Genomic DNA, 12,443 nt, shown 5'->3' on the forward strand with positions numbered 1-12,443 from the left:
CGCACCTAAGAAAAACTAGGAGCGCACCTAAGAAAAACTAGGAGCGCACCTAAGAAAAACTAGGAGCGCACCCGGTTAAAATTAGCCTTCTCCTAATTTCACTTAGGTGCGCTCCTAAGTAAACTGCGCGCCGTTGCAGTGTAGGGTTTGCGCTCCGTTTCGTGCAGGGTTTTGAACGCCTCCATGTAGCGTTCTGTGTAGGGTTTACCCCCACCCTTCGTGTAGGGTTTTGCACGCTTCAATGTATAGTTTGTGTATAGTTTGTGTAGGGTTTGAAGCACAAACTATACATTCCGTAACGCACGGGGAATCAATAAGATACATGGTTGAATATAGGATTTGTGTATAGTTTGCAGAGTTTTTTCTTTTCCCCTTTTATTTACGTATAGTGTAGAGTTGAATGCAGTTACAACAAACCCTACACAGCGATGAAGGTGCCGCCGCTGTGTAGGGTTTGTGCAGAAAACAGTTGGTGGCTTTTCAGACGACAACAGCATTGAAAAAGGTGCTCCCCAATAGCCCCTCGGCGGCGTTGTCCTCGGATTAGGCTTTGGTCACGCATTTTCCTCCCGATGCCACCACGTGTCAAACAAAAAACGCTCCGCCCCAACAAACGGGACGAAGCGATTTTTTTGAGAGGGGGTGTAAGAGAATGCCCCCTTATGTGTTTTCAAAAGAAAACGCCGAGTGCGAAGACTTATTTTCCGGCGAGGGGAGACGGAGTGGAATAGACGCGAGCGGCGAGTTCCTTGTCGAGCATGAAGAGACCGTAGCCGTTGTCGCCAATCATGCGAAGGTTGTCAATCATGTTCTGAGCGTTCTCTTCTTCTTCGACCTGCTCGTCGATGAACCACTTCAGCATGCTCTGAGAAGCATAGTCATTCTCGGCGGTGGTCAGTGCGAAGAGGTTGTTGATGAGAGCCGTCACTTTCTGTTCGTGAGCCAGGGTGGATTCAAACACGTCCAGCGGAGATTTCCATTCCTGCGGAACGGCTTCAATCGGCTGAAGTTTCACCTCGCCGCCACGCTGCAGCACATAGTTGAAGAAGATGCGAGCATGGTCCTGCTCTTCGCGGAATTGGATTTCAAACCAGTTTGCCATGCCGGGGCGTCCGGTTTTGGCACACCAGGCAGACATGGAGAGATAGAGATAAGCCGACCACATTTCGGCGTTGATTTGGGCGTTGATGGCGTCCTCGATTTTTTTGTTAAGCATAATTGTAAGTGTTTTATTATTGATTGTTTGTTACTGCACTACTTTATCGCCACCGCGGCGACCACACCGCAAAATTACGAAAAAATGAAATGCTTGTCACAAGCCGGACCGAAAAAACTTGTACCGACTTTCACTCGTCTTTCCAAAAGCCGGGAACGAAGGGGAGCAGGAGACAGAAGATTTCCAGACGTCCGGCGAGCATGAGCAGCGAAGACCAGACTAACTGGGCATCGCTGAGCACGTCCCACGTACCGAGTGCGCCGACGGTGTAACCAATGGCAGGACCTACGTTACCGATGGAAGTGAAGGAAAGACCAACGGCGTCCAAAGCAGGAAGTCCGCTGAGCAGGAAGAAGAAAATGGAAAGGATGACGAGAAGCACGTAGAGGCTGAGGAAGACGAGCAAGGTGCGACCCATGCGGGGCGTGATGAGACTGTGCTGAATGCGAAGGGGAATCACGGCATGCGGGTGGAGCATCTGCCGCAGTTCGCTGCGAATCATCTTCCAAACCATCAGAATGCGCACACACTTGACGCCGCCCGAAGTGGAGCCGGAGCAGGCGCAGACAAAGGAGCAAAGCAACAGCACAACCCACGTCACGGGATGCCACAACATGAAGTTCTCATCGGTGAAGCCCGTCGTGGTCTGAATCGAAGCGACGGTGAAGAAACCGCTGCGCAATGCGTTCTCAAGGGGAAGATGATGCACAAAAAACAAGGTGGCGCTGATGGCGAGGGAGGCAGAAAAATAGAAGCGAAGATAGAAACGCAACTCCTCGTCGCGGAACACGTCTTTCACACGGCGCTTGATGAAGAGCAGATAGGTCAGCGCGAAATTCACGCCGGAGAGCAGCATGAACACCGTGGTGACCCACTGAAGTAGCGGAGACTGATAGTGCGCAATGGAGGCGGAGTGAGTGGAGAAACCACCGGTGGAAACGGTGGAGAGAGCGTGATTGACAGCATCGCCGAACGACATTCCACAGAGGAAATAGGCGGAGGTACAACTAATCGTCAGAAAGAGATAGACCGAAAGGAGCCAGCGGGCAGTGGTGGAGATGCGGGGATGGAGTTTCCCCGTGCGAAGCCCGGTGCTTTCCGCGGTGAAGAGTTTCAGGTCGCTGCCGCCGATGTGCGGAAGCACGGCGATGGTGAAGAAGACGATTCCCATGCCGCCAATCCAGTGGGTGAGACTGCGCCAAAGGAGCAGGCTCTGGGGGAGCGGGTCAATCTCGGGCAGACACGTGGCGCCGGTGGTGGTGAAACCGGACACGGTCTCAAAAATGGCGGCTGCAAGGCGCGGCGTCGCACCGCTGAGCAGGAAGGGTAGCGTACCGATGAGCGAGAAGGTGACCCAGGTGAGCGCGACGATGAGATAGCCATCGCGGCGGCTGAGACGGTTCTCGGCACGGCGACCAAAGTGGCGAAGCAAAAAACCGAGCAACGCCGAGACACCCACGGGAACGCCAAAGGTGAGCAAATCTGCGTCGTAACCGGCATCGGCAATGCCTACGCCGAGACAAAGCAGGAGCATGCCGGTCTCCAAAAAGAGCAGCATGCCGACGGCTTTTGAGATGAGGGGAAAGTTGAACATGACGTGAAAGCAACAAAAAGCGGGGAGCCTATAATTATATGGTATAAGTATCCTCTCCCCCTACTTGAAGAAGCGTTCGAGTTTTTTGATTCCTCCGGCGAGACAGAATGCAACGACGGTGTCGCCGGGTTCGATGACGGTGTTACCGTTGATGAGCACGCCCTTGCCGTTGCGCACGAGACCGCCGAGGGTGACGGAGTCGGGCAGTCCGAGGTCTTTCACGGGGCGGCGAGTGACCAGCGCCTTGGCAGGTGTCTGGAACTCTGCCACGTCGGCGTTGGCGACGGTGAGGCTCTTGACGGTGGTGATGTCGGCGCGGAGCATCATGCGATAGATGTGGTCTGCGGCAAAGGTTTTTTTGTTGATAATCGTTCCGATGTCAAGACTCTCCGCCATGGAGATGTAGTCTGTGTTCTCAACCATCGCCACGGTTTTTCTGACTCCGAGGCGTTTGGCGGCGAGGCAGGCGAGGATGTTTTGTTCGGAGTGTTGTGTGAGGGCGACAAACGCCTGTGCCTTTCTGACCCCCTCCTCTTCCAGCAGGGAGAGGTCGCGACCATCTCCGTGAAGGATGAGCGTGTGGTTGTTTTTGACAACTTCGTTGAGCTGCAAGGCTCGTGTGGCGTTGGACTCGAGAATTTTGGCGTGCATGTGGTCAGGCATGTGATTGACAAGATGCACGGCAGTGCTGCTGCCGCCCATGACGAAGAGATGCCCCACCTCGGGATAGTCCTCCTTGCCCGCCGCGTCACGGATGATGTCGATGTAGTCGGGCGTCGTCATGAAATAGACCACATCGCCGGCGATGAGACTGTGGTTGCCGTGGGGAATGAGTGTCTCGTCGCCACGCTTGATCGCCACGATGTGATAGGGCGCATCTGCGCCGCACAGTTCCTTCAGGGGTTTGTTGAGGATGAGGGCGTTCTCTCTCACCTTGACGCCGAGCAGGATAAGGGCGCCGTTCTGCACCTCCCACCACTGGCGGGTCCAACTGCGTTTGATGTTGTGGAGAATCTCCATGCCGGCGAGCATCTCGGGATAGATGATGGAATCTATACCGACCGTGCGGAAGAAATCGCTGTGCTCGGGCAAGGTGTATTCATAGTTATCGACACGCGCCACGGTGCGTCGTGCGCCGATTTTGGAGGCGAGCATACAGGCGGTCATGTTGTGCGCCTCATCGGGGGTGACACCAATGAAGAGGTCTGCTTTCTTCACCTCAGCCTCTTTGAGGGCGGAGATGGAGCAGGGCGGCAGGGCGAGGGTCAGGATGTCAAAGTTGGAGGAGATGTCTTCCAACTTCTCGGGATTCTCGTCCATGAGCGTGATGTCGTGGTGCTCTTTGGAAAGCAATTTGGCAAGGTGAGTGCCCACTGCGCCGGCACCGGCAATGATGATTTTCATTCTATGGGGAACCTAAGTAATATGAAAAAAATAAGTTGCGTCAGATTTGAATTAGATTTTCGAGGTCAGATTTTCACCCGAAGAAGGAGCATAGCCGTAGCTATGTGACTGATGAGGGAGGAAATATGGACCGATAAGATTTTCAAAGATGATGCAGGTTATTTTTTGAGGATTACTAAAAACAGGTTGAGTTGATCTTTGATTTCTTAGAGATGAACTTTTGGCAGTTGAGGGGGCATGGCGAGCCATGTGACTGACGGGACTCACAAAAAGGGCGCGCTAAGAAATGAATTACTCTTAAAGACTCTGCAACCCAAAAAGGCAGCGCTTTCCTTTGAACGCTCCTTATCCCGTCATTTATAGAACACCTCACTCTCTGATAACGGAGTAATTCGCTGCGAGGAGGACTGCAGCCCCTAAGTAATCTGAAAATAATAAGTTGCGTCAGATTTGAATGACATTTTCGAGGTCAGATTTTCACCCGAAGAAGGAGCATAGCCGTAGTTATGTGACTGATGAGGGAGGAAATATGGACCGAAAAGATTTTCAAAGATGATGCAGGTTATTTTTTGAGGATTACTAAATCTTCAAAATGGCTTCGGCGATGCCTTCGGCGTTCAAGCCGCAGAGGGCGCGAAGTTCCGCCACCGTGCCGTGTTCCACGAAGTGGTCAGGCAGCCCGAGGCGCACGATTTGCGGATGGAAACCGTGGTCGGACATCCATTCCTCCACCGCACTTCCCATGCCGCCGGCACGGGAACCGTCTTCCACCGTGACGATGCGCTCAAACTTCGCTGCAATCTCGCGGAGCATCTTCTCATCCAGCGGTTTGACAAAGCGGAGATCGTAGTGCGCCACGCTGAGTCCGCCAGCCTTTCCTTCGGCGAGACGGATGGCTTTCTCCGCTTCCGTGCCAATGGGACCAAGGGAGATGACGGCAATTTGTTCGCCGTCCTTCAAGCGACGCCCGGTGCCGACGGGCACCATCTCCAACGGACACTTCCAATCAACGAGAGAACCTCTGCCGCGAGGATAGCGCAAGACCCAGGGGCAGTCCTCGGAGGCTTGGGCAGTGAACATGAGTCGGCGGAGTTCGTGCTCGTCAAACGGCGAAGCAATCACGAGGTTGGGCACGGTGCGGAGCGAAGGGATGTCAAAAGCACCGTGGTGGGTCGGACCGTCTTCACCAACCAGACCGGCACGGTCGAGACAGAGCACAACGGGCAGCGAGGGCAGTGCCACGTCATGGATGACGTTGTCGTAGGCTCGCTGGGCAAAGGCGGAGTATATGTTACAGAAAGGTTTAAGTCCTTCTTTCGCCATGCCGGCAGAGAAGGTGACGGCGTGTCCTTCGGCGATACCGACATCAAAGGCGCGGTCGGGCATCTCGTTCATCAGGATGTTCATGGAACAACCTGTGGGCATGGCGGGTGTGACCCCGACGACGAGAGGATTCATGCGGGCGAGTTCCAGGAGCGTATGTCCGAAGACGTCTTGGAACTTGGGCGGCAAGGGGCGTCCGGGGTCTTCCTTGATTCTCTCTCCGGTCTCCACGTCAAACTTGCCGGGCGCGTGCCAGATGGTGGCTTCCTTCTCGGCGGGCTCATAGCCTTTTCCCTTGACGGTGTGGATGTGGAGGAGTTTGGGACCTTTCATGTCCTTTATCTCTCTCAAGACCCTGACGAGATCTTTGACGTTGTGTCCGTCGGTAGGTCCGAAGTAGCGGATGTTCAGCCCCTCAAAGATGTTCTGCTGGTTGGTCAGGAGGGATTTCAGCGAGTTGTTGAAACGAAGGATGGAATTGCGGCGCTTCGGCGTCAACCACCCGATTTTCTCGAAGAGGTGGGAAAGGGCAAAGCGCAAGCGATTGTAGCGATTAGAAGTGTGAAGATGCAACAAATATTCCTTCATGCCGCCGACCGGTCGGTCGATGCTCATGTTGTTGTCGTTGAGGATGACAAGGAGGTTGTTGGGCGTGTCGGAAGCGTTGTTGAGACCCTCAAAGGCAAGTCCTCCACTCATGGCTCCGTCGCCGATGAGTGCCACGACGTGGCGGTCGGGGTGTCCGTTCTTCAGCGTGGCGAGCGCCATGCCGAGGGCTGCGGAAATGGAGTTGGAGGCATGACCGCAGGGAAAGGTGTCATATTCACTCTCCTCGGGCGAGGGGAAAGGACGGATGCCGTGGAGTTTGCGGTTGGTGTGGAAGGCATCGCGGCGTCCGGTCAGGATTTTGTGACCGTAGGCTTGGTGCCCGACGTCCCAGACAAGACGGTCGTAGGGGGTGTCAAAGACATAGTGCAACGCCACGGTGATTTCCACCGTTCCAAGACTGGAGGCGAAATGTCCCGGGTTGTCGGACAGTTCCTTGATGATGTCGTGCCGCAGTTCGTCACACACTTTGGGCAACGCGTCCAAGGGGAGTTGCCGCAAATCGGCGGGGGAATTGATATGTGGGAGATACTTATAGTCTGCGTCCATAATCACAAATTTCGCTCGGCGGTGAGCACAGTTGTCTCATCGCCGAGCGATAGATTTTTAGATGCCGCGAGCGGTCATTTCAATGATTTTCACCACGAGGCGTGATGCCTTTTCCAACGAAGGAATGGGGAGGAATTCGTGAGGACCGTGGAAGTTCAGTCCGCCGGCAAAGATGTTGGGACAGGGCAGTCCCATGAAGGAGAGCTGTGCGCCGTCCGTGCCGCCGCGGATGGCTCTGACTTTGGGTTCGATGTCAATCTCTCGCATGGCGTCAAGGACGATGTCGATGATGTGGGGCATGGGCTCGACTTGCTGACGCATGTTGCGATACTGCTCGGTGATGGTGGCAGTGGCAACGCCTTCGCCATATTTCGCATTGACCCATGCCACGGCTTTTTCCACAAATGTCTTTCTCTCTTCAAAGCGCGCGCTGTCGTGGTCGCGGATGATGAAGGAAAGGGAAGCGTGCTCCACGTTTCCCTCGATGTGAAGGAGATGGTAGAAGCCCTCATATTCGGCAGTGTGTTCCGGTGTCTCGTGAGTGGGGAATTCGGCAGCGAGCACGGCGGCGACCTGTGCAGCGTTTATCATTTTTCCTTTGGCATAGCCCGGATGCACGCTGACGCCCTTGATGTCGATTTTGGCAGCGGCGGCGTTGAAGTTTTCATATTCCAACTCACCGAGTTCGCCTCCGTCCATGGTGTAAGCCCACTGACAGCCGAACTTCTCCACGTCGAAGGCTTTGGCACCGAGTCCGATTTCTTCGTCGGGATTGAAGCCAACGCGCACCTTGCCGTGTTTGATTTCGGGGTGTTCAAGGAGATAAGCCATGGCTTGCACGATTTCGGCGATGCCGGCTTTGTCATCGGCGCCGAGGAGGGTGGTACCGTCGGTGACGATGAGGTCTTCTCCGATGTGGGCTTTGAGTTCGGGGAACTTCTCGGGCGTGGTGACGATGCTCTTCTCTTCGTTCAGGACGATGGGCGCGCCATCGTAGGCTTTGACGATGCGGGGCTTGACGTTTTCGCCGGAGCAGTCGGGGCTGGTGTCCATGTGGGCAATGAAGCCGATGACGGGCACGTCATCGGTGGTGTTTGCGGGGAGGGTGGCATAGACGCAACCGTTGTCGGTCATTTCAACGTCTTCAAGTCCGAGCGTCTCCAGTTCGTTTTTGAGGAAGCGGGCGAGGTTGAACTGTTTGTCGGTGGAGGGTGTTTTACCGGTGTCTTCGGCAGACTGTGTGTCGAAGGCTACGTATTGGAGGAATCTTTCAACAATATTCATGGTTCTTTGGTTATTTTCAACTCGCAAAAGTAACCATTTCCGCTGAACCGCGCTTCATGTTCTCTCTTTTTCCTTGATTTTAGGCAGTTTTCGTGCGCGGCATACGGTTCGTACACGGCTCTTCTATTCTTACATCTATTTTTTGAACACGAATCGAATGAAGGTTTTTGAACACAAGTCCTAACCTGTGCCACGAACTGCGCTGCGAAGGCACACTCTGTCTTGATGCATACGAGCAGAGCGCCGCAGCGCGGATGGGCAGTAAAATGGAACAGGTGGCGAAATCTTTGCGTTGCAGACGATGGGTTTATCCGGTCATTTCTTGATTTGCTCGATGTCAACGAGGTGGTTGGCGACGGCATAGATGGTGAGACCGGCGACGCTGTGGATTCCGAGTTTGCGGGCGATGTTCTTGCGATGCGTGAGCACCGTGTTGAGGGAGATGAAGAGTTTTCCCGCAATTTCTTTGTTCGACATGCCGCAGACAACGCAGTGAAGCACTTCCCTTTCGCGCTCGGAGAGATTGCTGTCGGGCGTGGCAGCGGACACTGCTGCAGCGGCAGGCTGTGCACCGTCCACGCGCACCCGTGCTTCCAAGATTCTGACGGCAGGCACGAAGATGCTGTCCTCCACGAGACAGTGGAGACGCAGGTCGTTCTCGCAGGTGAAAATGTCAAAGAGCACGGAGTGAAGGAGTTCGGTGCGTCCCGAGGGAGCGTAGTAGCGAATGATGATGTTTTTGAGTTCCTGCAGTTTGGTGTCGATGCTGCCATGGACGCGGGCATAGCGTTCAATGCTGTAGTCCTCGGAGACTTCCCCTTGCAGCAGACGAGCGACATAGGCAAAGACCCGCTTGTTCTCGTGTTGCATGTGCTTCCTCACCTCCTCCATGTAGTCGTCATAGTAGCGAAGGATGTGATAGGAAACGTCATCGGGGCGGGAGCAGTCCAGTGCTTCGAGGAGTTTGCGCCGGATGGCGGGAAGTTGGAAGTCGAGGAAATAGTTGTGTGCGCGGCGGAGATAGTCAGTGAGGCAGTTGACGGAGAGTTGTTCAAGTTCTTCGGGCAGTTCTCTCGCATTTTGCTTGATGAAATTGGCAACGGTGACGAAGGTGAAGGCATCGACACCCTGTTCCTCGCAAACCTGTGCGACCGTCTTGTCGCCCACCCCGAGGGGGAGACCGAAGCGTGCCATCAGTTGAAGCAGTCCGGGCTGGTCGCTGATGAGTTCCGCCATGGGATGCGTCTCTTTGTATTTTCCGTGAATCATGGGAAGACAGCGTTTTTACGCTGCAAAATTAAGTTTTTTCTTTCATCACGGCGGCTCACCAAAAGTGGGTATTTCTTCGGCGTCAGAGGTGAGAAACGGCAGAAAAGGGGTTCACGCGGTGGGAGGGAGAATGCCCCAACAGTGTGATTGCGAGGGCTTCGGCATCGCCCTACCTTTGCAAATGATTTTTAACCAAGTTTTATGCGACTCTTTCTTCTCCTTTCACTGCTCACGCTGACGACAACCTCGCTGACCTCCGCCGCGCCGGAGGCATCGAGAACAGCCACGTTTTCAACGGTGGATGCCGTGACCTGCGCCACGCCGCCCCAACGCCCCGCAAAGCAGTCGGGTAAGACCAAAAAGACTAAGAAGAAAACAGCACCGGCGGACACCGTCCACACCTTATATATATAAGCAAACGAAAACTTACGCGAACGCATCTCGCTAACAAAACCTCTCTCCAAAATGAATCACCTTTCCTTCCCCTCTCCCCTTCTGGCGGGAACGCTTCTGCTCGCCTTGGGCATGACATTTTCCACCCCTGCCGCCGCCGAGAATGACTCGATTCCGGCGAAGAAGGACAAACCGCACCTGACGCTGGGCGGCTACGGCGAAGTTGTCTTCAGCCGCAACTTTCACAGCGACAACATCTATCGCTACCAGAACCCGGCGAAATATCGCAACGACCCGTCCCACGGTCGCTTCGACGTTCCTCACGTGGCAATCTCTTTGGAGTATTATTTCGGCAAAGGCTGGCGCATGGGTTCTGAAATTGAGTTTGAGCACGGCGGCACGGGAGGCGCCTATGAGCAAGAGTATTTTGAAGGCGGCGAATGGGAACAGGAAACCGAGCGCGGCGGCGAGGTGGAGATGGAACAGTTTTGGATTGAGAAGACCTTCTTCCCCTGGCTGAACGTGCGAGCCGGTCACATCGTCGTGCCTGTGGGCTACACCAACGCCCGCCACGAGCCGCTGAACTTCTTCACGGTCTATCGTCCCGAAGGAGAAGCCAACATGCTGCCCTGCACATGGCACCAAACCGGACTCAGCATTTGGGGCGAAGTGGGTTCACTGCGCTATGAGGTGCAGGCGCTGGCGGGACTCGATGCCTTCAAGTTCTCCCAAGACAACTGGGTGCAGAACGGTGCGGCGTCTGCCTTTGAATTTTCCGTCGCCAACAAGATTGGACTCGCAGCACGTCTGGACTGGTGGGCGATGCCGGAACTGCGCTTGGGACTGAGCGGATACTATTCTCACACGATGCACAACTCCTATCCTCACGACCTCGAGGGCAACGACGAGAACGGCAACAAGAAACGCTATTCGGACGTGAAGGGCAAACTCGCCATCGGCTGCTTCGACTTTTCGTTCGAGAAAGGCGGATTCCGCGCCATGGGTTCTGCAGACTACGGCTATCTGAGCGACGCTTCGACCATCAGCAGCATCAAACAGAACCTCACTGCCAACACGGCACCGACCGACAAGTCGCGAGTGGGAAAGAATGCCTACGCACTGGGAATTGAGGCGGGCTATGACGTGCTCCGACCCTTCGCCAAAAGCCTGCCGAAAGCGGGGCAACTCTTTGTTTTTGCGAGATATGACAACTACGACTCCTACGTTCCGGCGTCAGACATGGCGGAAGCGCCCTACACGCATCGGCAGGTACTGACGGCGGGCGTGAACTACATGCCCATCAAGCAGGTGGCAATCAAGGCGCAATATGCTCACCGCTTCCTGCGCCACACATTCAACGACGAACCCTCCGTCTCCCTCGGAGTGGTCTATCAAGGCTTCTTCATCAAATGAGAATCTACGGTAGCATAAATCACCGATAAAAAACATACGTAACATGAAACACACCAAACACCTGATGCTCTCCTTCGCCGTGGCTGCTGCCACCGTCACGCTTGTCTCGTGCAGTGACGACAACGCGGTCATCAACCCCGCCGAGGCGGAAGAAAACGAGAAAGTGACAGCACTCACCGCCATCAACAAACAGTACATCGAAGGCACGGTCTATCCGACCTATGCACTGCTGGCGGACTCCACCGCCTGTCTCTTCGACGCGCTCCACGCCATCAAACTGAAACTGCGCCACGCACCGGAAACACTGACCGACGCGGAGGTGGCAGAGGCATGCGAGACGTTCCTCCGCGCACGCTCCAACTACGAAACCAGCGAGGCATTCCTCTATGGCGCAGCCAGCGACTTCGGCATCGACCCGCACATCGACTCTTGGCCACTCGACCTGCAGGGGTTGGCAGTGGCACTGACCAACACGGCACAAATCGCTGCCATGGACACCTACGAGGAAGGCGGACAGGATGACCCCGAACGCTTCACGGGCGACACCTACGCCGGAGAGAAACTCGGACAGGCGCTCTTGGGCTTCCACGGCATTGAGTTCATCCTCTTCCGAGAAGGCAAACCGCGCACCGCCGATGACCTGCGAGGCACGGACAACTATTCCGGCACTGCTCTCGCGGGACGCTATGCCGTCAGCGGTCTCCACGAAATCATCTTCGCCACCGCCGTGGCGGGTGACCTCCGCAACAAATGCTGGCAGATGGAAGTGTCCTGGAACGCCAACGCTCCCGCTGAACACATCGCCAAAGTGGAGGACATGGAATGGCCCTACACGCTGGGAGGCAGCGGTTTGTCCTACGGTGAGAACTTCCTCCGCGCCGGACAGCAGGGCAGCACCTACGCCTCTGTGCGCAAAGCCGTCGAAGCGATTCTCGTGGCAGGATGCGCCAACATCGCCGATGAGGTGGGCATGACGAAAATCGGGAAACCGCACACCGGCGAGGACGTGAACTACATTGAGTCGCCCTACAGTCACATGTCGCTCGTGGACTTCCAAGACAACATCCTGGGCATTGAGAATGCCTACATGGGAGGACGCCTCGGAACTCACCGCAACGAGACGCTCAGTCTCCACGCCTACATGCTGAAGCATCACCCGGAACTGGACACGAAGGTCGTGAATGCCATCGCCGCCGCAAAAGAGAAAATCGCTGCCTGCCCCGCACCGTTCGTGCTGAACTACACGGACGCAAGAGTCGCTGAAGCCTCTGCCGCCTGCACCGACCTCTCCGACGCGCTCATCGAAGCCTCTAACGCCATCTTGAGAGAATAGACTGAGAACTGCGAGACGCTCGGCACCGTGTTTGCATCCGTTCTTCGCCTGCAAAATCC

The 12,443-nt window shown here is 55.3% G+C and carries 9 protein-coding genes; 3 read left to right on the plus strand and 6 right to left on the minus strand.

Annotated elements, in window-relative coordinates:
- Positions 1-697: 697 nt before the first annotated feature.
- From I6E40_RS03095 to I6E40_RS03120, 6 genes are all read right to left on the minus strand, one after another.
- Positions 698-1,216 (minus strand): ferritin, encoded by a 519-nt coding sequence (locus I6E40_RS03095; RefSeq protein ID WP_235385446.1) that lies wholly within the window; start codon positions 1,214-1,216, stop codon positions 698-700.
- Positions 1,217-1,346: 130 nt separating this feature from the next.
- The gene (locus I6E40_RS03100) at positions 1,347-2,810 is read right to left on the minus strand and encodes a TrkH family potassium uptake protein (RefSeq protein ID WP_235385447.1); all 1,464 of its coding nucleotides are present in this window, start codon (positions 2,808-2,810) and stop codon (positions 1,347-1,349) included.
- A gap of 60 nt (positions 2,811-2,870) precedes the next feature.
- On the minus strand, positions 2,871-4,214 hold the full coding sequence (gene trkA / locus I6E40_RS03105) for a Trk system potassium transporter TrkA (RefSeq protein WP_235385448.1): 1,344 nt from the start codon (positions 4,212-4,214) through the stop codon (positions 2,871-2,873).
- A gap of 579 nt (positions 4,215-4,793) precedes the next feature.
- Positions 4,794-6,692, minus strand: a complete 1,899-nt coding sequence (gene dxs / locus I6E40_RS03110) for a 1-deoxy-D-xylulose-5-phosphate synthase (protein WP_235385449.1) — start codon at positions 6,690-6,692, stop codon at positions 4,794-4,796.
- A gap of 57 nt (positions 6,693-6,749) precedes the next feature.
- Positions 6,750-7,976 carry a peptidase T gene (pepT, locus tag I6E40_RS03115; RefSeq protein ID WP_235385450.1) on the minus strand — a complete coding sequence of 409 codons (1,227 nt, stop codon included), beginning with the start codon at positions 7,974-7,976 and terminating at the stop codon, positions 6,750-6,752.
- 315 nt (positions 7,977-8,291) lie between these two features.
- Positions 8,292-9,245: a helix-turn-helix transcriptional regulator gene (locus I6E40_RS03120; protein WP_235385451.1), complete on the minus strand. Its 954-nt coding sequence runs from the start codon at positions 9,243-9,245 to the stop codon at positions 8,292-8,294.
- Between the two features lie 201 nt (positions 9,246-9,446).
- Between I6E40_RS03120 and I6E40_RS03125 the strand changes: the two genes are divergently transcribed.
- Genes I6E40_RS03125 through I6E40_RS03135 form a run of 3 tightly spaced genes read left to right on the plus strand, consistent with a single transcriptional unit; the run spans position 9,447 to position 12,384 of the window.
- Positions 9,447-9,659 carry a hypothetical protein gene (locus I6E40_RS03125; RefSeq protein ID WP_235385452.1) on the plus strand — a complete coding sequence of 71 codons (213 nt, stop codon included), beginning with the start codon at positions 9,447-9,449 and terminating at the stop codon, positions 9,657-9,659.
- Between the two features lie 51 nt (positions 9,660-9,710).
- Complete coding sequence (locus I6E40_RS03130) at positions 9,711-11,051, plus strand: hypothetical protein (RefSeq protein WP_235385453.1); 1,341 nt, start codon at positions 9,711-9,713, stop codon at positions 11,049-11,051.
- A gap of 43 nt (positions 11,052-11,094) precedes the next feature.
- On the plus strand, positions 11,095-12,384 hold the full coding sequence (locus I6E40_RS03135) for an imelysin family protein (RefSeq protein ID WP_235385454.1): 1,290 nt from the start codon (positions 11,095-11,097) through the stop codon (positions 12,382-12,384).
- The last annotated feature ends 59 nt before the right edge of the window (positions 12,385-12,443 follow it).

Origin of the sequence: Prevotellamassilia timonensis, from assembly GCF_021531665.1 — a bacterium.
In the GTDB taxonomy this organism is placed as follows: Bacteria; Bacteroidota; Bacteroidia; order Bacteroidales; family Bacteroidaceae; genus Alloprevotella.